A 23,395-nucleotide genomic window follows, 5' to 3' on the forward strand; every position below is an offset into this window, starting at 1 on the left:
GGGTACTGGCATAGAGCGAAGAAGCAAAAGGAGAGGGAAGTCCATATGACAGATAACCTAAAAAATGCTGCGCCGTGGGCAACGCTCATTATTATTACGGGGATGTCAGGCGCAGGGAAGACCATTGCGGTTCAGAGCCTGGAAGACTTGGGCTTCTTCTGTGTTGATAATTTGCCCCCTGTACTGATTCCCAAATTTGCAGAGTTGATTGAGCAGTCTAATGGTAAAATAGGCAAGGTTGCACTCGTCATTGATTTACGCGGACGAGAATTTTTCACTGCCTTGTCGGAATCGTTGAATTATATTAAAGATCATTTTACGATTCATTGTGAAATTTTATTCTTAAATGCGAATGATGGCGTTCTCGTACAGCGGTATAAGGAAAGTCGTAGACGTCATCCGCTGGCTCCAGACGGTATGCCTTTGGATGGGATTCGGTTGGAGCGCAAGATGTTGGAAGAACTAAAAAGCTCGGCTACACAGGTTATTGACACAAGTGTGATGAAGCCTGCAACTTTAAAGGCAAGGATTATTTCACGATTTTCTCATCTGGAGAGCAGTATGCTTTCCGTGAACATTACTTCTTTTGGCTTCAAGTATGGTATTCCCATTGATGCCGATCTTATATTCGATGTGCGCTTCCTGCCTAATCCCCACTATGTGGATCAACTACGTCCCCACACTGGACAGGATAGCGATGTATATGATTATGTCATGAAATGGCCCGAGACTCAGGCATTCTTGACCAAGTTGCTGGATATGTTACACTTTTTGATTCCGCAATATCGCAAAGAAGGCAAAAGCCAGGTCATTATCGGCATTGGCTGTACTGGCGGTAAGCATCGTTCTGTTGCAATATCGGAGTATTTAGGAAAAATGCTGGGTGCCAGCGAGACAGAATCTGTTTCTGTTTCGCATCGGGATGCTGATCGGGACCGGCATTAATGAGGTGAAATCATGAAAGAGACCGGATCACAACGGGAGCGCCCACGTATAGTTGTTATGGGCGGCGGAACCGGCTTGTCCGTCATGCTGCGGGGCTTAAAGCAAAAGCCGCTAGATATTACGGCTATTGTTACAGTCGCTGACGATGGCGGAAGTTCCGGGATTTTGCGCAGTGAGCTGCAGATGCCCCCCCCAGGGGATATTCGCAATGTGCTGACTGCCTTGGCTGACGTGGAACCAGTGATGTCAGATATGCTGAAATACCGTTTCGGTGCGGGATCAGGATTGTCAGGCCATAGTCTGGGCAATCTGATTTTAGCAGCGATGACCGATATATCGGGAGATTTTGTAACGGCGGTGCGTGAGCTTAGCCGTGTATTTGCTGTCCGGGGACGTGTGCTGCCAGCAGCCGAGGAAGGCGTTGTGCTAAGCGCCGAAATGGAGGATGGCACGGTGATTACCGGAGAGTCCAAGATCCCAGAAGCGGGCGGACGAATCAAACGCGTCTTTCTTGAACCGACTCACGTGGAGCCGTTGCCTGAGGCTGTAGAGGCCATTAATGAAGCTGATGCGATTTTGATTGGCCCCGGCAGTCTATATACCAGCATATTACCGAATTTGCTTGTACCTAAACTCGCTGAAGCTGTAGTGAAATCAGACGCTATCAAAATATTTGTCTGTAACGTTATGACCCAGCCTGGTGAAACCGATGGCTATACAGTAGGAGACCATCTGCAAGCTATTTTTGAGCATGTAGGGCATCATCTCTTCGACTATGTCATTGTAAATAACGGAGAAATTCCACCCCAAGTACAGGAAATGTATGCCGAGCAGGGAGCCAAGCCAGTTCAAGTAGACATGGGCGAGCTGACCGACCGGGGATATAAAGTGGTGGCAGATACATTAGTTCTGTTCCGCACGTATTTACGGCATGATGCAGACAAATTGAGCCAGCATATTTACCAATTGGTACAAAACTGGATATTAAGAAGGAGGTGAGTCCCTTGTCCTTTGCGGCACAAACGAAAAAAGAGCTTACGATGATTGAAAGCCAGTCCTGCTGTGAGAAAGCGGAACTATCTGCGCTCATACGTATGCTCGGATCCGTACAACTGTCGAATAAAAGGGTGATATTGGACGTGTCCACAGAAAATGCCGCGATTGCAAGGCGGATTTACTCCTTGATCAAGAAGCATTTTCAACTTCATATCGAACTGCTTGTACGGAAAAAAATGCGCTTGAAAAAAAATAATGTGTACATTGTCCGTATTCCTAATGATGTGCAACAACTGCTAAAGGATCTTTATATCGTCTCAGAAGGTTTCTTGTTCACTGACGGGATTAATCGGGATATTGTTCGGAAAAACTGTTGTAAGAGAGCTTATTTACGGGGCGCCTTTATGGCAGGTGGCTCTGTCAACAATCCTGAAGGATCATCTTACCACCTTGAAATTTCTTCGATGTATGAGGAGCATTGTCAGGCACTCGTTGATCTTGCGAATGAGTTTCATCTAAATGCTCGCTGTATTGAGCGAAAAAAGGGTTTTATTCTCTACATCAAGGAAGGCGAGAAGATCATTGAGCTGCTTAGCATCATTGGGGCGCATCAAGCCTTGTTCAAATTTGAAGATGTACGCATTATGCGCGATATGCGCAATTCCGTGAATCGTATTGTCAATTGTGAAACGGCTAATTTGAACAAGACAATTGGAGCTGCTGTCCGGCAAATTGAGAATATTAAGTTGCTGGAGAGAGAAGTTGGCTTGGAGACCTTGCCGGATAAACTGCGTGAAGTGGCAGAAGTTCGGCTCGCTCATCCCGATTTGAATTTGAAAGAAGTCGGGGAAATGCTCAAAGGGGTCGTGAGTAAATCGGGTGTAAATCATCGGCTTCGCAAAATTGATGAGATGGCTGACAAAATCAGGGGCGAAAATGGCCTGATTCCGTAAAAAGAATGTTGGTGGGGCTTTTAGCCCCAGTTTTTTTAGTTTTTTTTCTAGTGTCTGTCCCGGGTTAATGTTATAATGTGATAAATAAAATGGAGTAAGTAGTGTCCAGATTTATTTGATGAGGGGGTAAGCTGACATGTCAAAACATCCGGTAGTCGTACGTTTGAAAACAGGACTGCACGCCAGACCTGCTGCGTTGTTCGTACAGGAAGCGAATAAATATTCATCTGAGATTTTTGTGGAAAAAGATGACAAAAAGGTTAATGCCAAGAGCATCATGGGTATTATGAGTCTTGCCATCAGCACAGGTACTGAAATCAATATTAGTGCTGAAGGTGCGGATGCCGAACAGGCTGTAAACGCTTTAGTAAGTCTGGTTAGTAAGGTAGAGCTGGAAAATCAATAAACAAAGAATTGCTTGTAATATAGTGTATGATCTTAGTGAAAAGCCCCTTTGGGGCTTTTTTTATATCCAGAAAAAAATCCTTCGAACACTCCTCAGCTAACTGTTTTATTGTGGATTTATTGGATATAGAGGCCGTATTAAGTTCAAACTATAAATAATGAAAATCCTCGTGGTCATGCTCTGTTTCGGAAATTTGTACGCTTGGCTGCAACCTTTTTCCGTCTTTTCCGTCTGGAAGGTACAAACATTTACTAGAAAGAGGTTGAATTCAATGAGACTTTGGACAAAAACAGTAGCCACAGCAGTTCTCACAGGTGCATTAATAGCAGGGGGAGTAGCAGGAGGATTATGGACAGGGGCAGATCGTGCTTATGCTGCGTCAACAGCTTCGACGGTAAACGGTGTAATTAATGTGACTGGAAGCGGGGAAGTATTGGCAAAGCCCAATATTGCTTATCTCTCTATCGGTGTACAATCGGAAGGGAATACGGCAGCCGCTGCTCAAAAAGCTAATGCTACAAAATTGAACAAGGTTACACAACTGCTGAAAGAAAAGTGGAGCATCAGCGGAGATGACATTCAGACCAGCCAGTTTTATGTACAGCCTAACTACACCTATAACGAAAAAGAAGGGCAGAAGCTCAAAGGCTACACTGCCAACCATACAATTTCCGTTAAATACCGCGATTTGGATAAAATAGGTCAGTTGTTGGATGAGGCGACCAAGTCCGGAGCCAATAACGTAGATAATATTCGTTTTTCCGTGGAAGATCCTTCGACTTATGAGGAAGAAGCCATTACTAAAGCATTGGGAAGCGCACAATCTAAAGCTAGTGCTGTAGCTAAAGCGGCCAAACGCGGATTAGGTGCTCTTGTGAATGTGACGGTAGATGGCGGAGAAGCACAAGTCTTTACACAACGTGAAAATGCCATGTCAAAATCGCTCATGGATTTAGCAGGTAGCGGGACAGAGATACAATCGGGGCAAGTAACAGTGAAAGTTCAGGTGTCGGCTCAATACGAAATGAACTAATATAGATCATCAAACGAAGCCACAAGCGGCCTGCATCATGCGCAGGCTGGCTTGCTGGCTTTTTTTGTATACCGAAACCTTTTTGTAATGAGTCTGTCATAGCTAAGGGTTACTAGGTGTACAGATTGAAATCGGGGAGTGTACAGATTGTAAACTACATACAATGGGGTATAGATATAATAAGTAAAGTGATTATTTACACATAGACAATACAGAAATAATAACAGGAGGAATACTTAATATGAATAAGCATACGAAAAAATGGGGTTCAGCACTGCTGGCAGCAGGGATTTTAGCAGGAGTCGCAGCTGTTCCCGTTTCATATATCCAGGCAGCATCGATTAAACAGCAGCAAGCGGCAACACAGCAACCAGGAATCACTATCCAATGGAATGGTAAAACGTTGCCCGCTAAAGGTGTTCAAGTGAACGGGAGTACAATGATTCCGGTGGCCGCACTGCGTGACAGCTTGGGGATTCCAGTAAGCTATGATGCGAAAGCAACGACCTATACCGTAGGTAGCGGGTACAATAAACTTTACATTATGGCTTCTTCCTCGGATGCCTACGTCAACGTCAATGGAATCAATACACGTAGTATGGATGCCAAACAGATCGCTGGGAAGCTATACATTCCTATGAGTCTGTTGAAAGACTATCTAGGCATAGATGCTCAATGGAACGCAGCTCAGAAGACAGTAACGCTAAGTAAAAGTCAGCTAAACCCGATCACAATTGCGTCTCAAACACTTCCAGCTTCGAGTAATGCGAAGGTATCTTACAAAGTTAAGTATCCGCAAATCAGCGGCAGCCAGCTGAATCCTGAGGCAGAGCAGGCCATTAACCATGTGCTTAAAAAGCATGCAGAGGGTATATTGGCAGCAGGCAAAAAGATGGTGGCTGAGGGAGAGGCTACAACAGAAAGACCATATGATTTCGAAAATGATTTTGCAATTGCCTATAACAAGGACGGTATTCTAAGTGTGATTATGCAGGATTACTCGTATATGGGTGGCGCACATGGAATGACGGTACGTAAAGGATATACGTTCTCGCTCGCTGATGGTAAACTGCTGCAGTTGTCTGACGTATTGAAGGCGAATCCAAATTACAAAAAGTTCCTCAATGCTGATTTGAAGAAAAAAATCGATGCGCTTCAGGCTGGTGAAGGATTCGGTAAATTTAAAGAGTTGGCGGCAGATCAGAATTTTTATGTGACGAACAGTGGAGTAACAATCGTGTTTGATTTGTATGATTATGCGCCATACGCGTATGGAATTCCGGAGTTTACCTACTCGTTCGGTCAACTGCTGCCTCAAGGCGGAAAGCCTTTTGCGGGACAGATTTAATAGTAGAAATGAGTAAGTTGGACTGTCTATACTCTAAAAAACAATAAAGCAAAAAAGCTGCCTACCGGATAATAACATCCGGAGCAGCTTTTTCATTTACCAGCTATTGAGAGGCAAATTTTTTCTCTTATACACCTTCTGGAGAGGAGCTAGTTAGCACTTTATCAATAATACCGTATTCTTTGGCATCATCAGCAGACATGAAGTAGTCACGGTCTGTATCTTTTTCAATACGTTCCAGTGGTTGGCCTGTGCGATCTGCGAGAATGCGGTTCAGTTTATCACGCATTTTCAGAATGCGGCGTGCGCGGATTTCGATATCCGTTGCCTGGCCTTGTGCACCACCCAGAGGTTGGTGAATCATAATTTCACTGTTTGGCAAAGCGAAACGTTTACCTTTGGCGCCTGCATTCAGCAAGAACGCGCCCATGGAAGCCGCCATACCTACACAAATCGTAGATACATCAGGTTTAATGTATTGCATCGTATCGAAAATGGCCATACCAGCTGTAATGGAACCGCCAGGACTGTTAATATACAAGTGAATATCTTTTTCAGGATCTTCGGCAGCCAAAAACAGCATTTGCGCAATTATAGAGTTGGCTACAACGTCATTGACGTCCGAGCCTAACAAAATAATGCGATCCTTTAACAGTCTGGAATAAATGTCATAGGCGCGTTCGCCGCGGTTACTTTGTTCTACTACCATAGGAACATAGCTCACGTCAAAAAACCTCCCTTAAATATCGTTAGTGGATTTGGTGGACATGCCGAGTACACGTCCCTTATTTATAAACTGTTAGCGTATTAACCACATGATAAACAATTTCAAACAAAAAGTCAAAGAAAGTCAAACTAATGATTAAAAAAAAGAGCCCTCAGCGCTCTTATTGGTTAAAACATTATATAGAAGCATTTAAGCGTTCATTTAAAATGGCGCGCCCGCGAGGAATCGAACCTCGATCTCAGGCTCCGGAGGCCTACGTCATATCCGTTGGACCACGGGCGCATAGTTGATTCAATGCAAACAACTAACTAATTAAACAGCTAATTGGAAACAAAGATGATTATATGATATACAGCAGTGAATTGCAAGCTTTTATTAAATGCGCATATTCAGACAAATGGTTGAGAAATATAGGTTCAGATAGACTTGCATATGGAGCAAATATTGGTTAAGATATACGTGGGACTTAAAAAGTTATCCCGGGACGTTTTAAGACCAGTTAGAGATAGAGCATTAGAGACAGAACTTAGAAGTGTGCGGGAGTGGAAAGCATGCGAAAGATATTAGAAATACAGAAGCAGCTTCTGCCCGACCTCATGGATGTTTTGAAAAAAAGGTACACGATCCTGCATCAGATTATGCTGTCCGATGTTGTTGGACGCAGAACACTGGCAGCTTCACTGAACATGACCGAGCGCGTGTTGCGCGCCGAAACCGATCTTCTTAAAGCTCAGGGGCTAATTGAGATTGAGAGTGTAGGCATGAAGGTGAGCAAAGCAGGACTGGATCTGCTGGAACAGCTGGAGCCGATTGCGAACAACTTGTTCGGCCTGTCCCAATTGGAGGACCAGATTCGTCAAGCCTATGGTTTGAGGAAGGTGGTTGTCGTTCCAGGGGATTCGGATGTTTCTCCGTTAACAAAGCAGGAGCTGGGGCGCGCTGGAGCAAAAGCGTTGCTAAGTGTTATGGACGACGAGGATGTGGTCGCTGTAACAGGTGGCACGACGATTGCAGACGTGGCGGAACAACTGGCATTGCCTTCTAATGGCCCCCTTAAGGGTGGGTGGTTTGTACCGGCACGCGGGGGTTTGGGAGAAAGCATGGAAATGCAGGCCAACACAATTGCTTCCACAATGGCTCGCAAGGTCGGCGCTCAATACCGTCTGCTCCATGTACCGGATTTGCTCAGCAATCATGCTTACAACTCCTTGCTTGAAGATACGAACATTCAGGATATATTGAGCCTGATTCGCGAGAGTCGTATCATCATTCACGGGATAGGCAACGCCATAGCGATGGCACATAGACGTAAACTTGATCCCGAAACCTTTGCCCAGATCAGCAGTGAAGGGGCGGTAGCCGAATCGTTTGGTTATTATTTTAACGAAGATGGCGTCGTTGTTCACAGAATGCTGACGCTTGGACTCCGATTGGAGGACATTAGGCGTACCGATACGGTTCTAGGTGTAGCTGGAGGCAAGAACAAGGCGGCCGCTATTCATGCGGTACTGCGTTTCGGGCAAGAAGACATTCTAGTCACCGACGAAGGCGCTGCTGTTGAGATTGTAAGTCGTTATTTAAATGATTAATATAGGATTTATGAATCGTGTTGTCTTGACAGGCTTTCGGGTCTGTCTTGAATATATAAAACTAAACTAAACGAACTTTGGGAGGAACTCACTCATGACAGTTAAAGTTGGTATTAATGGTTTCGGACGTATTGGACGCCTTGCTTTCCGTCGGATTCAAAACGTGGAAGGTATTGAAGTAGTAGCAATCAATGACTTGACAGATTCCAAAATGTTGGCACATTTGTTGAAATATGATACAACACAAGGTAATTTCCAAGGACAAGTAGAAGTACATGATGGCTTCTTCAAAGTAAACGGTAAAGAAGTTAAAGTTTTGGCTAACCGCAACCCTGAAGAACTCCCTTGGGGAGACCTGGGTGTAGACATCGTTCTGGAATGCACAGGTTTCTTCACAACTAAAGAAGCTGCTGAGAAACATTTGAAAGGCGGCGCTAAAAAAGTTGTTATCTCCGCTCCAGCTACTGGCGACATGAAAACTGTCGTTTACAACGTAAACCATGAAATTCTGGATGGAACTGAAACTGTAATCTCTGGTGCTTCTTGCACAACGAACTGCCTGGCTCCTATGGCTAAAACACTGCAAGATAAATTTGGTATCGTTGAAGGTTTGATGACTACAATTCATGCTTACACTGGCGACCAAAACACTTTGGATGCTCCACATGCTAAAGGTGACTTCCGTCGTGCTCGTGCAGCAGCTGAAAACATCATTCCTAACACAACTGGTGCTGCTAAAGCAATCGGTTTGGTTATCCCTGAGTTGAAAGGTAAATTGGATGGCGCGGCTCAACGTGTTCCAGTACCTACAGGTTCCCTGACTGAGTTGGTAACAGTTCTGGAGAAAAACGTAACTGCTGAAGAAATCAACGCAGCGATGAAAGAAGCTTCCGATCCTGAAACTTATGGATACACTGAAGATCAAATCGTTTCTTCCGACATCAAAGGCCTCACTTTCGGTTCTTTGTTCGATGCAACTCAAACTAAAGTTCTGACTGTCGGCGACAAACAACTGGTGAAAACTGTAGCTTGGTATGACAACGAAATGTCCTACACTGCACAATTGATCCGCACGTTGGAATACTTCGCTAAACTGGCTAAATAATAAGAACTTTCTTATTAGCAACATCATAGAGCGGAAACAGGTTATTGTTTCCGCTCTTTATATATCAAAATGTGCCTTGAATTCCTGTTTCGTAAAATTATAAGGGTGCGGAGGAATATGGAGATGAACAAAAAGAGCGTACGTGATATAGAACTGAATGGAAAACGGGTGTTTGTTCGTGTAGATTTTAACGTTCCGGTTGAAGACGGTAAAATTACAGATGACAAGCGTATTCGTGAAACCTTGCCAACCATTAACTACCTGATTGAAAAAGGTGCAAAAGTTATTTTGGCGAGTCACTTTGGACGTCCAAAAGGTCAGGTTGTTGAATCCATGCGTCTGACTCCTGTTGGCGTACGTTTGTCTGAACTGCTGAAAAAGCCAGTAGTTAAAGTGGACGAAGCGGTAGGCGAAGCTGTTAAAGCGAAAGTGGCTGAACTGCAAAACGGCGACGTGCTGTTGCTTGAAAATGTACGTTTCTATGCAGGAGAAGAAAAGAATGATCCTGAGTTGGCGAAGCAATTTGCTGAATTGGCTGACGTTTTCGTGAATGACGCATTCGGCGCAGCACACCGTGCTCATGCTTCCACTGAAGGTATCGCTCATATTCTTCCGGCTGTTTCCGGCCTGCTGATGGAAAAAGAATTGTCTGTTATTGGTAAAGCTCTGTCGAATCCAGATCGTCCTTTTACAGCCATTATCGGCGGTTCCAAAGTAAAAGACAAAATCGACGTGATCGACAACCTGCTGAACATTGCAGATAACGTAATCATTGGTGGCGGTTTGACTTATACATTCTTCAAAGCTCAAGGTTATGAAGTGGGTCAATCTTTGCTGGATGAATCCAAACTGGACGTAGCTCTTGGATTTATCGAAAAAGCGAAGAAACTCGGCAAAAACTTCTATCTTCCGGTAGATATTGTTGTGTCTGACGATTTCAGCGCTACGGCGAACACAGACATTGTGGATATCGACGGCATTCCTGCAGCTTGGGAAGGCGTGGACATTGGACCGAAAACACGTAAAATCTATGCAGATGTAATCAAAAACTCCAAACTGGTTGTATGGAACGGACCAATGGGCGTATTTGAAATCGAGCCTTTCGCTGGTGGTACTCGTGAAGTAGCGGAAGCTTGCGCAACAACTGAAGCATACACCATCATTGGTGGCGGTGATTCTGCGGCTGCGGCTGAAAAATTCCACTTGGCTGACAAGATGGATCATATTTCCACTGGCGGCGGCGCATCTCTGGAATTTATGGAAGGCAAAGCACTTCCGGGTGTTGTTGCACTGAACGATAAATAATCAAACGCACTATGCGTGAATAAAGCTTTAGGGCACCTAATAGTTAGGAGTTGAAACCATTGAGAACACCGATTATCGCGGGTAACTGGAAGATGTTTAAAACCGTACCAGAAGCTAAAACTTTCATCGAAGAGATCAAAGGCAAAGCAGAGGTTGCAGGAGTGGAAAGCGTGATTTGCGCACCATTTACGAATCTTCCTGCTCTGGTTGAAGCAGTAAAAGGCACGTCTATTAAAATTGGCGCACAAAACCTGCACTTTGCAGAAGATGGTGCATTTACAGGTGAAATTAGCGGCGGAATGCTGAAAGATCTGGGCGTAGACTACGTTGTGATCGGACACTCCGAACGTCGTGAATATTTTAATGAAACAGACGAAACGGTGAACAAAAAGGTTCATGCGGCATTCCGTCATGACCTGACTCCAATCGTATGTGTAGGCGAAAAGCTGGAAGATCGTGAAGCTGGACAAACCAAAGAAGTTGTAAAAGTGCAAACTGTAGCAGCTTTTGCTGGTTTGGCTAAGGATCAGGCTGCACAAGTAGTTGTTGCTTATGAGCCAATCTGGGCCATCGGAACAGGCAAATCCTCCACTTCGCAGGATGCGAATGAAGTGATTTCCTATATCCGCAGTCTGATTAAAGAGCTGTATGATGAAAATACAGCAAATGCTGTACGTATTCAGTATGGTGGTAGTGTAAAACCTGAAAATGTTACTGAGTACCTGGGTCAAAGCGATATCGACGGCGCGCTCGTGGGCGGTGCCAGTCTTCAACCGGCGTCGTACATCGCGCTTGTTGAGGGGGCGAAGTAAGATGACAGCACCAAAACCGGTAGCTTTAATTATTATGGACGGGTTCGGACTGCGTGACACCGTGGAAGGCAATGCGGTTGCACAGGCCAACAAACCGAATTACGACCGGTATTTACAACAGTATCCTCATACGACGCTGACGGCTTCTGGCGAAGCAGTAGGTTTGCCGGAAGGACAAATGGGTAACTCTGAAGTGGGTCACTTGAACATCGGCGCAGGCCGTATCGTATATCAAGACTTGACTCGTATTTCGAAGTCCATCCGTGAAGGTGAATTCTACGACAATGAAACACTGGTTAAAGCAGTGCAACATGCCAAGAAGAACAACACGAAACTTCACCTGTACGGACTTCTGTCCGACGGCGGCGTGCATAGCCATATCAGCCATCTGTTCGCTATGCTGGACTTGGCGAAAAAAGAAGGCCTAACAGAAGTGTACATTCATGCTTTCATGGATGGACGCGACGTTATGCCAGACAGCGGCGTAGGCTTCATGCAGCAGCTGATCGCTAAAATTCAAGAAGTGGGCGTAGGTAAAATTGCGACTGTACAAGGACGCTATTATGCTATGGACCGCGACAAACGTTGGGAACGTGTAGAGAAATCTTACCGTGCAATCGTATACGGAGAAGGACCTCAATACACAGATCCAATGGAAGCATTGAAAGAATCGTATGAAAAATCAGTGTTCGACGAATTTGTGGAGCCAACTGTTATTGTGAAGGCTGACGGAAGTCCTGTAGGGCTGGTCGAAAGCAATGACTCTGTTATCTTCCTCAACTTCCGTCCTGACCGTGCGATTCAACTGTCTCAGGTATTTACAAACGCGGACTTCCGTGGTTTTGACCGTGGCCCGAAATGGCCTAAAGATTTGCACTTTGTTTGCCTGACGTTGTTCAGCGAAACGGTTGAGGGCTTTGTAGCTTACGAACCGAAAAATCTGGATAACACGTTTGGTGAAGTGTTGGTTCAAAACAACAAGAAGCAATTGCGTATTGCCGAGACTGAAAAATATCCGCACGTTACTTTCTTTTTCAGTGGCGGACGTGATGTGGAGCTTCCTGGCGAAACTCGTATTTTGATCAACTCGCCTAAAGTGGCTACATATGACTTGCAGCCGGAAATGAGTGCGTATGAAGTAGCGGATGCTGCTGTTAAGGAAATCGAAGCCGACAAGCATGATGCGATTATCCTGAACTTTGCCAATCCGGATATGGTTGGACACTCCGGTATGCTGGAGCCAACGATTAAGGCGGTAGAGACGACGGATGAATGTGTTGGACGTGTTGTAGATGCGGTTAAAGCCAAAGGTGGCGTGGTTATTATCATTGCCGACCATGGTAACGCGGATATGGAAATTGATGAGCAGGGACGTCCGTTCACAGCTCACACAACGAATCCGGTTCCGTTCATTTTGACTGACGAAAATATCGTTTTGCGTGAGCATGGAATATTGGCTGACGTAGCTCCAACGCTTCTGGATTTGATGCAACTTCCGCAACCTGCGGAAATGACAGGAAAATCTATGATTGCATCCCGCAAGTAAGCTTGATTTAATAAGTATAGGCTTGACCAATAAATCATGATTCACAAAGGAGATTAAGTACAAATGACTATTATTTCTGACGTGTACGCTCGCGAAGTCCTCGACTCCCGTGGTAACCCTACGGTTGAAGTTGAAGTATATCTGGAATCCGGTGCTATCGGTAGTGCTATCGTTCCTTCCGGTGCCTCCACAGGCGCTCACGAAGCTGTAGAACTTCGTGATAACGACAAATCCCGTTACCTGGGTAAAGGCGTTCTGCAAGCTGTTAAAAACGTGAACGAAATTATTGCTCCTGAAGTAATCGGCTTGGATGCTGTGAACCAAGTAGAAATCGACACGCTGATGATCAAATTGGATGGTACACATAACAAAGGTAAATTGGGTGCAAACGCAATTCTGGCAGTATCCATGGCTGTAGCTCGCGCTGCTGCTGAAGCTCTGGGCTTGCCACTGTACACTTACCTAGGCGGATTCAATGCTAAACAATTGCCAGTACCAATGATGAACATCGTTAACGGTGGCGCTCATGCCGACAATAACGTTGACGTACAAGAGTTCATGGTTCTGCCTGTAGGCGCTCCTACATTTAAAGAAGCTCTGCGTGTAGGCGCAGAAATCTTCCACAACCTGAAATCCGTACTGAACTCCAAAGGTTTGAACACAGCTGTTGGTGATGAAGGTGGTTTTGCTCCTAACTTCAAATCTAACGAAGAAGCTCTGTCCACTATTATCGAAGCGATCGAAAAAGCTGGTTACAAACCAGGTGTTGACGTATTCCTCGGTATGGACGTTGCTTCCACTGAGTTCTTCAAAGATGGAAAATATACTTTGGAAGGCGAAGGCAAATCCTTCACTTCTGCTGAGTTCGTTGACCTGCTTGCTTCTTGGGTTGATAAATACCCAATCATCACTATTGAAGATGGTTGCTCCGAAGATGACTGGGAAGGTTGGAAATTGCTCACTGAAAAATTGGGCAACAAAATCCAATTGGTTGGTGACGACCTGTTCGTAACAAACACAGAGCGTCTGGCTAAAGGTATCGATGAAAACATCGGTAACTCCATCCTGATCAAAGTAAACCAAATCGGTACGCTGACTGAAACATTCGATGCTATCGAATTGGCTAAACGTGCAGGATACACAGCTGTTATCTCTCACCGTTCCGGTGAATCCGAAGACAGCACAATCGCTGATATCGCTGTTGCAACAAATGCAGGCCAAATTAAAACAGGTGCTCCTTCCCGTACTGACCGTATTGCGAAGTACAACCAATTGCTCCGCATTGAGGATCAACTGGGTGAACTGGCTCAATACCACGGCCTGAAATCTTTCTACAACCTGAAAAAATAATATTGCGCAAAAATGCTGATGGCGTCTCTTGACTCATGGTTTATGATCACGAAGTCTGAACGCTCAAAGCTTTTACGCATGAATAAAACAGGCCTACTCGCCACCGCGAGCAGGTCTGTTTTTTGTTATTATGGATGTGTATGAGAATTTATAACTTTGCAAAGGCTTAATGGCTGAGTGACTTGCTATAGCTGTTGTTATCTACTGGAAGCTGTGGTAGAATAAAAATAGTGTTTTGCGTTAATTTCCGGCTATTTATAACATGATATGTACATGTTTTCATAAAAGAGGCTGTGTTGTTTTGCAAAACAGATGTATAAGCTCAGGAGGTGGGATTTTTCATGGAAATCTTTTTGAAAGTGCTGCTCGTTGTGTTCTCGATTGCTGTTATTGCGGTTGTTTTACTGCAAAAGGGGAAAAGCGCAGGTTTGTCCGGTGCCATCTCTGGCGGTGCTGAGCATCTGTTCGGCAAGACAAAAGCTCGCGGTATGGATTTGATTTTACAACGCGCAACTGCTGTTTTGGGTGCGGGTTTCATGATCGTTTCTGTTTTAGTTGCATTTTTTGCAAAATAAGATAAATATGTACCTTAAGCCTTCGTTTCGCGGGAAACGGGGGCTTTTTTTAGATTTTGGACAGGCAGGGATGCCGTCGATTAAATTCGTGTATACTAGGGTATGAGTATATTAAGAGCCTTGTATCAGGAGCAAGGAACAAGGACATGCGGATTTTATTACTGAAAATTAAAGGTCACCCGAGGTGGACAATATTATGATAACAGAGCAACAACTACTCGATTTTATGCGCGAGACCGCATACAAACCCATGACTTACCAGGAGCTGGAGCAGCATTTTGATATTAAGGATGCCGAAGATTTCCGTGAATTTCTTAAGCTTTTGAATGCCTTGGAGGAAGAGGGGAAAATTCTGCTGACCCGCACAAACCGCTATGGCGTGCCGGAACGGATGGATTTGCAGCGTGGGCGTTTGCAGGCTCATGCCAAGGGATTTGCTTTTTTGATTCCAGAGGACCGGGAGCACCCGGATGTATATATTCATGCTAACGACTTGAAGAGTGCGATGAATGGAGATACGGTACTGGTAAGAGTGACGTCGAAGGGACCTGCGGGTGGCCGATTAGAAGGCGAAGTTGTGCGGATCGTGAAGCGCGCAGTGCTTCAAGTAGTAGGCGTGTTTCAGAGCCACGAAGCATACGGTTTTGTTTTGCCGGATGATAAGCGCATTAACCGGGATATTTTCATTCCAAAGGATAGCTTCAACGGAGCTGTGAACGGGCAAAAGGTCGTTGTGCGCATTGTGAGCTATCCAGAAGGACGAGCTGCGGCGGAAGGCGAAGTGTTGGAGGTTTTGGGTCATAAGGATGATCCAGGCGTTGACATTTTGTCCGTTATTCGCAAGCATCAGCTTCCGGAAGCTTTTCCAGATGAAGTGACAGAGGAAGCCGAGAATGCTCCCGACGCGATTACGGAAGAAGAGATTGTACGTCAGGGACGGCGCGATCTGCGTGATAAGATCATTGTTACCATTGATGGTGAGGATGCCAAAGACCTGGATGATGCTGTCAATGTAGAGCGCTTGCCGAACGGAAACTACCGTCTGGGCGTTCATATTGCCGACGTAGGGTATTATGTGCATGAGAACTCCAAGCTGGATCAGGAGGCATATAACCGCGGTTGTAGCGTGTATTTGGTTGACCGTGTCATTCCTATGCTTCCACATCGACTTTCGAATGGAATATGTTCTTTGAATCCACAGGTGGATCGACTGACTTTATCCTGTGAGATGGAATTCAATGAGCATATGAAGGTTGTAAAGCATGATATTTTCACCAGTGTGATTAAAACGAAGGAACGGATGACGTACACTAACGTTCGCAAAATCCTCGAAGAGGAAGATGCTGAACTGATGGAACGGTACAAGGATCTGGTTGATGTATTCGGCACGATGAAGGAATTGGCATTGAAGCTGCGTGCTAATCGAATGCGCCGAGGTGCAGTTGATTTTGATTTTGATGAAGCCAAAGTGATTGTTGATGATGAAGGTAAAGCTGTCGATATTGTGAAGAGGGATCGTACGATAGCTGAACAAATTATTGAAGAGTTTATGTTGGCGGCCAATGAAACGGTAGCTGAACATTTCCATTGGCTTAAAGTGCCTTTCTTGTACCGGATTCATGAGGACCCAGATCCAGAGAAGCTGCAAAACTTTATGGCTTTCGCGGCTAATTTTGGGCATCAGATCAAAGGTAGAGGAAATTCCATTCATCCCCGTGCACTGCAAACGTTGCTGGAAGATATTCAGGGTACGAAGGAGCAAACCGTGCTTAGCACGATGATGCTGCGTTCGATGAAGCAGGCAAAGTATGATGCGGAAACGACAGGACATTTTGGGCTAGCAGCAGAGTATTACTCTCATTTTACATCGCCGATTCGTCGTTACCCTGACTTGGTGATTCACCGTGTCATTCGTGAGGTATTGGAGAATGGCGGGGCTTTAACAGCCGAGCGTCAGGAATATTTGACTGCACGTATGCCTGATATTGCGCAGCAATCTTCTGAGCGTGAACGTGTGGCTGTGGATGCAGAACGTGATACAGAGCAGATGAAAAAGGCTGAATACATGCTGGACAAGGTCGGCGAGGAATTCGAGGGGATCATCAGCAGTGTAACCAGCTTTGGGATGTTCATTGAGTTGGACAATACAGTGGAAGGCCTGACGCGTCTGAGTGCGCTTACGGACGACTATTATCACTTTGACGAGCAGCATATGGCGTTGATTGGCGAACGCACCTCCAAGGTGTTCCGCATTGGGGATGAGGTTAAGGTTCGCGTCGCGCGTGTGAACATGGAAGATTACACAATTGACTTTGAACTTGTCGATATGAAGCAACGGCAACGCCGTGAACGGACGGGCGGTACAGGACAAGGCGGAGACTTTGCGCGTGGCGAGAGCCGTGGTAAAGGCAAAGGCCGCGAAGGGCGTGACCGCAAGGGCGGCAAGGACAAGACTGGTAAAGAGCGCAAAGGCAGTCGTGATGTTACCGGGAAGCCAAAAGAAGCTGGCGCTGGTAACGGAGGGATTAGCACCGCAGGCCGTTCAGGGCGCGGCGGTGGGAACGGGGCAGGAGCTGGTTCAGCTAGCAGCTTCGGCTTTGGCAGTGGCAAGGGCGGGTATAACTCGCCAGCATCCGGGGCAAGCAAGCGACGGAAGAAGACGTCTGCCAGCGGTATTTTCATCGGGGGAGCAGCTACACCAGGTAGTGATGCCAGACCAAACGGTGAAGGCGCAGCACGTCGCAAGCGGAAGAATAAGGGCGGAAGTGGCGGCAATAGCACCGCTGGCTTTGTGCGGAAAAAGAAGAAGTAGGTGGCTATACTTGCTTGCTAGAAGGCAGGAGTCTTCTTTCGTGGCAGGGGATGAAACTAATCATGCGACTTAGGTATAAAGGCGGTTTCTGTCTGCAGTAACGGATAGAAGCCGCCTTGTTTTAAGTGTGATGTTAGTGTTAGTTAGAAATGTAGAAGGCTTGACCCTTCTTGCTTTTACCATCTGAAATTTGTTACAATATATTTCTAGGTGGCTCTTTGTAACCAGATTTTGATGCCTGGATTTCAAGAGTGAATTACGTTATTCATAAGGAGTGGTATTCATGGGTAAGAAGGCAGACGGGAAAGTGCTCGCCCAGAACAAAAAAGCTTCCCATGACTATTTTATTGAGGACACCTACGAGGCGGGCATGGTATTAACGGGAACGGAAATTAAGTCTCTGCGAAATGGTCGTTCCAATATAAGTGATGCATTTGCTACGATCCGTAATGGCGAAATTCATATTCACAATATGCATATCAGTCCTTTTGAGCAAGGTAATCGTAATAATCCTACCGATCCGACGCGTACGCGTAAGCTGCTGTTGCATAAAGAGCAGATTCGCAAGCTTATCGGTCTGTCCAAACAGGAAGGTTATACGATTGTTCCGTTAAAGATTTATGTTCGCAATGGTTATGCCAAGCTTTTGCTCGGACTGGGTAGAGGTAAAAAGCAGTATGATAAACGTGATGCTGCCGCTAAACGCGATGCACAACGTGATATCCAACGTGCTTTACGCGAGAAGCAGAAAATTGCGAGATAAGTTATTGTATTATTAGTTATGGTACAAATTACGTGGAAAAGTTACTTGTTCCTCTAATGGTGCTATTTTATAAGGCTTAAATGGCTTCATTTCGTTTCGTAATGACCTGTAATATGGTATACTAACGAAGTAGTCAGTTTTAAAGCTTTTAACTTTGTTCGAGTGTTGAATCTTAGAATTCAGCTTTTGGTATTATGCATGCTTATGCTCCGGTATTTCCGGATTTATCCGTGGAGCCCTTTTATAATAAGGGGGCGTTTATGGATTCGACGGGGATAGTTCGAGCATGGGTAGCGGGTAGTGGGGACGCGTCCGCTTCATCAACGCTAAAGCCTATTAAACGGCAAACAACAAAACAACTACGCTTTCGCAGCCTAAGAAACTGTGTGCGTGCTTCTACTCTGCATCGCCCATGTGACAGGGATAGGGGCTAACAAATAGTGGGATACGCTGTCTCATCTCCGCCTGCGGTGAGCTGAAGAAGATAATCAGGCTGACCCAACGTATAGCCGGTTACGGGGCGATACTCGGGTGACATCAAAACTGTGACTACACCCGTAGAAGCTTATGTGTCGTTATCTTCGGACAGGGGTTCGACTCCCCTCGCCTCCATCTAAAAGACCCGCTAATCAAGCGGGTCTTTTGCTATTTACGGATAGAATTGCAGACCAAATGTAGACATTAGTATAGTATGAGTAATATTTGTATTGTAAGTGTAGACGAAATGTCTACATGAAAAATTGTCACAAGTAACTATTATGCAAATGCATATTTGCTGACCTAAAAGTGTTGTTATTGATCAGTATACGTTATAAACTAAGTGATGGTTTTTAAATAGTCAAATATTAAAAGTATTGCACTGTAGATATTTAAGTGTTTTATATTCGTGTATGTACGGCAGGAGTGGAGCCCTAAAAGGTCGAAATATAGTTCTTAAGATTCATTTGATCTATATTGCAACCGGGGTGAAGTAATGTCGGAAATACAGAGGGAACTTGTCTCGGAAATTGAGACTACACGGAGTAAAAGAAATAAATTGCTTATAGTTACCTTTAATCGTTATTCACCTAAACAGGTAAAGGATTGCCTTCAGAATATGAAGATACCTAGACTAAACGTGAATTTGTTACTGTCCGAACAATTAAGAGATTTCTCTCCTAAGCAACGACCATATGAAGTTGGGAGAGTACTTAGATCAATTGTTAATCAAGGAATTGAGGATGCAATTGTTCTAGATCGTATCGAGTATTTGTTTGATCGAGAACTGAAACAGAATCCTATTCGGTTATTTGAAAACTTAAGCGGAAATAAGATGCTTATTATTCTGTGGCCAGGGTTTTTTTATAACGGAACGTTATCATACGCAATACCAGAGCATAACGAGTATTACAAAGGCGATAATTCAACAGCAAATTATGTTATCGAACTATAAAAACTTCAAAGGAGCATAAATTACTATGAAGTATCGGGACTTAGTACATTTTGAGCCTATACGTTCTATTATTGAATTGAGAACTGCAGATGATAGTATAATCGATAATTATGTAATTTCGGATCGAATGGCTGAAGTATTGAACAACATTATTTTCGAACACTTACAATTTGAAAGACTGGTTGATCATAAAGGCATTATGGTAGTCGGCAATTATGGAACGGGTAAATCCCATTTAATGAGTGTTGTTGCTGCAATAGCTGAGCATCCAGGTACAAGCGAGCGTTTGACAAACCACGCAGTAGTTGCTAAGGCAAAAGAAGTTGAAGGCAAATTTAAAGTGTTACGTATTGAGTTCGATGGAATTGATATGCCTTTTCGTGAAGTCTTATTTAGTGAAATGACATCTTATTTACAAAGTATCGGTATTAAATATGAAATGCCAGAACTTTCAAAAGTACGTAGTAATAAAGATGAGCTAGTTAATTTGATGTCGGCTTTTCATGAAGAATATCCTAATCATGGTTTTATACTCATTATTGATGAGTTATTAGATTATCTAAGAAGTCGGAAAGAGCAAGAGCTTATGTTGGATCTTAATTTCTTGCGCGCAATGGGTGAGATTACACAGACAACACGTTTTCGCTTCATGACAGGTGTCCAGGAAATGTTGTTTGATAATCCACGTTTTGCGTTTGTAGCAGAGCAACTTAGGAGAGTTAAAGAGCGTACTGTACAGGCCATTATTGCTAGAGAAGATATAGAATATGTTGTATCACAGCGATTACTTAAGAAAAATGACAAACAGAAGGCAAATATACGCGAGCATCTACAACAATTCGCTCCGCTGTATGGAAAATTAGGTGAGCAACTTGAAAAATACGTGGAGATGTTTCCGATTCATCCTGCCTATTTATCAGCTTTTCAGAAAGTTAAAATTGCAGAAAAGAGGGTTGCTCTTACAACAGTCAGCGATGAAATTGAAAAGCTCCTTGACCAGGAAGTCCCTTTGGATAGTCCAGGGCTGATCTCCTATGATAACTATTGGACCCGTATTCAAGGAGATAGCACGCTAAGATCTGATCCTGATGTACGAGAAGTGATAGAGAAATCAGAAGTCTTGTTAGACCGCGTAGAGTATTCATTCCAAAAGCCTACTTACAAACCAATGGCAAAACGTATCGTTCAAGCGTTATCCGTATTTAGACTTACAACAGATGATCTTCGCGTACGAATCGGGATGACACCATCGGAAATGCGTGATCAGTTATTCTTATTTGATAAGAATTGTGATATGGATGTAGAATTCTTAGATGCGACTATAGAGTCAACACTGAGAGAAATATTAAAGTCTGTTAGTTATCAATTTATCTCTACGAACCAAGAAAATGGGCAGTACTATCTTGATTTAGACAAGGATATTCCTGTAGATGATCATATTGCAAGTAAAAGTGAGACTTTAAGTGGTGAGCAGCTTAATCGATACTACTTTCAAGTTTTAGAGCGGGTTTTGGAGTGTACCCCTAGTACCTTTGTTACAGGGTATCGAATATGGCAGCATGAACTTGATTGGTATAAGCACAAGGCTACTAGACCTGGTTATCAATTCTTTGGAGCGCCTAATGAGCGGCCAACTGCACAGCCTGAGCGTGATTACTATATTTATTTTCTCCAAGCTTTTGATCTTCCTAAGTATAACGACGAGAAGAAACCAGATGAAGTGTTTTTTATGCTCGATACAAAAGACCAAGAATTGATTCACAATTTAAAACTTTATGCTGGGGCCAAGGAAATGGCAATAATATCCTCAAGTGCTACGAAAAAGTTGTATGAAGAGAAAGCAAATTATTATATTAAAGAGTTGACTTCTTGGTTTAAAGTAAATATGCCGACTTCATACAAAATGACTTATAAGGGAATCACAAAAAAATTAGCGGATTGGAGTTTCACTGCACCAGCACAAGCATCAGTACGCGAAATTGTAGATACTGCAGCGGATGATTGCTTAACTGAATGGTTTGAAGAAAAGTATCCAGATTATCCTGTTTTCCGAACTGATAAGACCTGTATAAATATTAATGTAATGAAGACCACATACGTTCCAGATGCGCTTAATGCACTTAATACGCTTAATATCACGAAGACAGCCAGAACTATACTTGATGGTCTTGTGTTATTAGATGGCGATAGATTAAATGTTCAAAAGTCTGGGTATGCGTCTTGGATATTGGATTTGATTAGTTCTAAGGAGCATAGTCAGGTTGTTAATGCATCTGAAATATTGCATATTGATCGTATTGCAAGTGGAATGGAAGTTAAGAGAACAATTGAATATAAATTAGAGCCTGAGCTTTTGGCAGTGCTGTTAGTGGCACTTGTACGTAATGGGGACATTGTCATTACAATTAACGGAATTACGTATGACTCAATGAAGCTAGATGAGTTAATTCGATTAAAAGCTGATGGTATCCTGGAGTTCAGTTATATTAAGAAGCCTTCTGATTTACCTTTAACTGAATTACGAGCTTTGTTTGATCTATTCAATATTGGTCATGGATTGCTTCAACCACAGTCCCAAGCGCACGGGGTTACTAAGTTACAGGCAGAAGTTCAAAAGCTATTGAGTGAAGTTGTAAAAGTTGAACAAGAAATAAGATCAGGAGTTCCGATTTGGGAAGGCCCTCTCCTATCTGAGCCCGAAGTGAGTGAGTATCAACAGAACTTACGCAAACTAAATAATTTCTTGCAAAGTCTGAGTGTCTATAATTCCCCGCCTCGTCTTAAAAATTTTAAGTACACAATTGCTGAAATTGAAGAAATGCAACAGCTTATTCAACTGGCCAAACAATTAAAAAGTTTGGGACAACGTGCTTTAGAGGTTAGGACAAAAGCTCAGTATATTGTAAACGCACTTAATCATGTCCAAACAAGCAATGAGTGGCATTCATCTGCTGAAAGGGCTCTTAAAGACATTCTTCAAGCATTAAGAGCAGGAGAAAACTGTCAGAAAGAAATTCACTGTCTGCAAAAGCTTAAGGAACAGTACATTGATTTGTATTATGCTATGCACAGCAATGCACGGCTGGGCATCACTGAGGAGAATAAAAGGGATCAACTGTTGCAAGATGGACGCTATTCGGTATTGGGTCAGCTTACATGCATTTCTATATTACCTTCAAGACAGCTCGAAGAATGGAAATCGAAGCTAGGTCAGCTTAAGTTCTGCTGGAATCTAAAAAAGGATGATCTAGAGCACTCGGTAATTTGTCCGCATTGTCGCTATCGTCCGAGGGATGAGTCCTATGTTCAACAAATGAAGATTTCAAGTTTAGCTGAAGAGCTTGATGAATTAATTACCTCGTGGACGGAGACAGTAGTTAATACCTTGAATGATGCAGAGATAAAAGAGAGTATCTTATTACTTAGTTTAGATCAGCGTCAACAGATTGATCAATTTGTACAAGAAGGTAAGTTTTCCTCGCCAGTAAATCTAAAATTAATTCAGACGCTGAAAGAATTGTTTGAAGGTATCCATAAAATTGAACTTTCTGTGGAGCAGTTAGTTCAGATGGCTGGAAACGGAAACCCTCTAACAGTAGATGAATTACGAAACCGCTTCGAAGCGTTAGTGAAAGATAGTATTGGACCTAATCAAGGTAATAGAATAAGAATTTTATTGCAGAAGGGTGACATGTAGC

The 23,395-nt window shown here is 43.8% G+C and carries 18 protein-coding genes, 1 tRNA gene and 1 other RNA gene; 18 read left to right on the forward strand and 2 right to left on the reverse strand.

Features of this window, described 5'->3' with window-relative positions; translation table 11 throughout:
* Positions 1-45: 45 nt before the first annotated feature.
* From rapZ to MKY16_RS00935, 6 genes are all read left to right on the forward strand, one after another.
* The gene (rapZ, locus tag MKY16_RS00910) at positions 46-945 is read left to right on the forward strand and encodes an RNase adapter RapZ (RefSeq protein WP_013308254.1); all 900 of its coding nucleotides are present in this window, start codon (positions 46-48) and stop codon (positions 943-945) included.
* Positions 946-957: 12 nt separating this feature from the next.
* Positions 958-1,944, forward strand: a complete 987-nt coding sequence (locus MKY16_RS00915) for a gluconeogenesis factor YvcK family protein (RefSeq protein ID WP_023986485.1) — start codon at positions 958-960, stop codon at positions 1,942-1,944.
* Positions 1,945-1,949: 5 nt separating this feature from the next.
* On the forward strand, positions 1,950-2,894 hold the full coding sequence (gene whiA / locus MKY16_RS00920) for a DNA-binding protein WhiA (protein ID WP_029518996.1): 945 nt from the start codon (positions 1,950-1,952) through the stop codon (positions 2,892-2,894).
* Positions 2,895-3,030: 136 nt separating this feature from the next.
* Positions 3,031-3,300 carry an HPr family phosphocarrier protein gene (locus MKY16_RS00925; RefSeq protein WP_013308257.1) on the forward strand — a complete coding sequence of 90 codons (270 nt, stop codon included), beginning with the start codon at positions 3,031-3,033 and terminating at the stop codon, positions 3,298-3,300.
* Positions 3,301-3,571: 271 nt separating this feature from the next.
* Complete coding sequence (locus MKY16_RS00930; protein WP_029518994.1) at positions 3,572-4,333, forward strand: SIMPL domain-containing protein; 762 nt, start codon at positions 3,572-3,574, stop codon at positions 4,331-4,333.
* Between the two features lie 241 nt (positions 4,334-4,574).
* Positions 4,575-5,681, forward strand: a complete 1,107-nt coding sequence (locus MKY16_RS00935) for a PdaC/SigV domain-containing protein (protein ID WP_069012119.1) — start codon at positions 4,575-4,577, stop codon at positions 5,679-5,681.
* Positions 5,682-5,808: 127 nt separating this feature from the next.
* On the opposite strand, the gene clpP is transcribed toward MKY16_RS00935, so the two are convergent.
* Positions 5,809-6,405 carry an ATP-dependent Clp endopeptidase proteolytic subunit ClpP gene (clpP, locus tag MKY16_RS00940; protein ID WP_013368815.1) on the reverse strand — a complete coding sequence of 199 codons (597 nt, stop codon included), beginning with the start codon at positions 6,403-6,405 and terminating at the stop codon, positions 5,809-5,811.
* Positions 6,406-6,615: 210 nt separating this feature from the next.
* Positions 6,616-6,690 (reverse strand) — tRNA-Arg (locus tag MKY16_RS00945).
* Between the two features lie 269 nt (positions 6,691-6,959).
* Here MKY16_RS00945 and MKY16_RS00950 point away from each other — a divergent pair.
* The 12 genes from MKY16_RS00950 (at position 6,960) to MKY16_RS01000 (ending at position 23,394) form a co-directional block, all read left to right on the forward strand.
* Positions 6,960-7,997: a sugar-binding transcriptional regulator gene (locus MKY16_RS00950; protein WP_029518990.1), complete on the forward strand. Its 1,038-nt coding sequence runs from the start codon at positions 6,960-6,962 to the stop codon at positions 7,995-7,997.
* A gap of 94 nt (positions 7,998-8,091) precedes the next feature.
* A complete protein-coding gene (gap, locus tag MKY16_RS00955) occupies positions 8,092-9,102 on the forward strand; it encodes a type I glyceraldehyde-3-phosphate dehydrogenase (RefSeq protein WP_023986488.1) in 1,011 nt (336 codons plus the stop codon).
* Between the two features lie 123 nt (positions 9,103-9,225).
* The gene (locus MKY16_RS00960; RefSeq protein WP_029518988.1) at positions 9,226-10,407 is read left to right on the forward strand and encodes a phosphoglycerate kinase; all 1,182 of its coding nucleotides are present in this window, start codon (positions 9,226-9,228) and stop codon (positions 10,405-10,407) included.
* Positions 10,408-10,466: 59 nt separating this feature from the next.
* Positions 10,467-11,219 carry a triose-phosphate isomerase gene (gene tpiA, locus MKY16_RS00965; protein ID WP_023986490.1) on the forward strand — a complete coding sequence of 251 codons (753 nt, stop codon included), beginning with the start codon at positions 10,467-10,469 and terminating at the stop codon, positions 11,217-11,219.
* A gap of 1 nt (position 11,220) precedes the next feature.
* Entirely contained in the window at positions 11,221-12,765 is a 1,545-nt protein-coding gene (gpmI, locus tag MKY16_RS00970) for a 2,3-bisphosphoglycerate-independent phosphoglycerate mutase (RefSeq protein WP_013308265.1), read from the forward strand.
* Positions 12,766-12,828: 63 nt separating this feature from the next.
* The gene (gene eno / locus MKY16_RS00975) at positions 12,829-14,115 is read left to right on the forward strand and encodes a phosphopyruvate hydratase (RefSeq protein WP_013308266.1); all 1,287 of its coding nucleotides are present in this window, start codon (positions 12,829-12,831) and stop codon (positions 14,113-14,115) included.
* 341 nt (positions 14,116-14,456) lie between these two features.
* The gene (secG, locus tag MKY16_RS00980) at positions 14,457-14,690 is read left to right on the forward strand and encodes a preprotein translocase subunit SecG (RefSeq protein ID WP_013308268.1); all 234 of its coding nucleotides are present in this window, start codon (positions 14,457-14,459) and stop codon (positions 14,688-14,690) included.
* Positions 14,691-14,886: 196 nt separating this feature from the next.
* The gene (gene rnr, locus MKY16_RS00985) at positions 14,887-17,502 is read left to right on the forward strand and encodes a ribonuclease R (protein WP_340953653.1); all 2,616 of its coding nucleotides are present in this window, start codon (positions 14,887-14,889) and stop codon (positions 17,500-17,502) included.
* 283 nt (positions 17,503-17,785) lie between these two features.
* Positions 17,786-18,265 (forward strand): SsrA-binding protein SmpB, encoded by a 480-nt coding sequence (gene smpB, locus MKY16_RS00990; RefSeq protein WP_013308270.1) that lies wholly within the window; start codon positions 17,786-17,788, stop codon positions 18,263-18,265.
* 250 nt (positions 18,266-18,515) lie between these two features.
* Positions 18,516-18,880, forward strand: a transfer-messenger RNA (tmRNA) gene (ssrA, locus tag MKY16_RS00995).
* A gap of 358 nt (positions 18,881-19,238) precedes the next feature.
* Positions 19,239-19,697: a BREX-3 system P-loop-containing protein BrxF gene (brxF, locus tag MKY16_RS26075; protein ID WP_445744858.1), complete on the forward strand. Its 459-nt coding sequence runs from the start codon at positions 19,239-19,241 to the stop codon at positions 19,695-19,697.
* A 25-nt stretch (positions 19,698-19,722) separates the two neighbouring features.
* Positions 19,723-23,394: a DUF6079 family protein gene (locus MKY16_RS01000; RefSeq protein WP_340953656.1), complete on the forward strand. Its 3,672-nt coding sequence runs from the start codon at positions 19,723-19,725 to the stop codon at positions 23,392-23,394.
* Position 23,395: the final 1 nt, after the last annotated feature.

It is taken from the genome of Paenibacillus sp. FSL L8-0641 (assembly GCF_038006265.1).
GTDB classification, from domain to species: Bacteria; Bacillota; Bacilli; order Paenibacillales; family Paenibacillaceae; genus Paenibacillus; species Paenibacillus polymyxa_D.

What these genes read in the sequence shown, in the direction of transcription:
- brxF (WP_445744858.1), top strand. Translation starts at nt 19,239, where the DNA reads ATGTCGGAAATACAGAGGGAACTTGTCTCGGAAATTGAGACTACACGG.
- MKY16_RS00935 (WP_069012119.1), top strand. Translation starts at nt 4,575, where the DNA reads ATGAATAAGCATACGAAAAAATGGGGTTCAGCACTGCTGGCAGCAGGG.
- MKY16_RS00930 (WP_029518994.1), top strand. Translation starts at nt 3,572, where the DNA reads ATGAGACTTTGGACAAAAACAGTAGCCACAGCAGTTCTCACAGGTGCA.
- gap (WP_023986488.1), top strand. Translation starts at nt 8,092, where the DNA reads ATGACAGTTAAAGTTGGTATTAATGGTTTCGGACGTATTGGACGCCTT.
- MKY16_RS00950 (WP_029518990.1), top strand. Translation starts at nt 6,960, where the DNA reads ATGCGAAAGATATTAGAAATACAGAAGCAGCTTCTGCCCGACCTCATG.
- eno (WP_013308266.1), top strand. Translation starts at nt 12,829, where the DNA reads ATGACTATTATTTCTGACGTGTACGCTCGCGAAGTCCTCGACTCCCGT.
- MKY16_RS00960 (WP_029518988.1), top strand. Translation starts at nt 9,226, where the DNA reads ATGAACAAAAAGAGCGTACGTGATATAGAACTGAATGGAAAACGGGTG.
- MKY16_RS00925 (WP_013308257.1), top strand. Translation starts at nt 3,031, where the DNA reads ATGTCAAAACATCCGGTAGTCGTACGTTTGAAAACAGGACTGCACGCC.
- MKY16_RS00915 (WP_023986485.1), top strand. Translation starts at nt 958, where the DNA reads ATGAAAGAGACCGGATCACAACGGGAGCGCCCACGTATAGTTGTTATG.
- smpB (WP_013308270.1), top strand. Translation starts at nt 17,786, where the DNA reads ATGGGTAAGAAGGCAGACGGGAAAGTGCTCGCCCAGAACAAAAAAGCT.
- secG (WP_013308268.1), top strand. Translation starts at nt 14,457, where the DNA reads ATGGAAATCTTTTTGAAAGTGCTGCTCGTTGTGTTCTCGATTGCTGTT.
- rapZ (WP_013308254.1), top strand. Translation starts at nt 46, where the DNA reads ATGACAGATAACCTAAAAAATGCTGCGCCGTGGGCAACGCTCATTATT.
- rnr (WP_340953653.1), top strand. Translation starts at nt 14,887, where the DNA reads ATGATAACAGAGCAACAACTACTCGATTTTATGCGCGAGACCGCATAC.
- MKY16_RS01000 (WP_340953656.1), top strand. Translation starts at nt 19,723, where the DNA reads ATGAAGTATCGGGACTTAGTACATTTTGAGCCTATACGTTCTATTATT.
- gpmI (WP_013308265.1), top strand. Translation starts at nt 11,221, where the DNA reads ATGACAGCACCAAAACCGGTAGCTTTAATTATTATGGACGGGTTCGGA.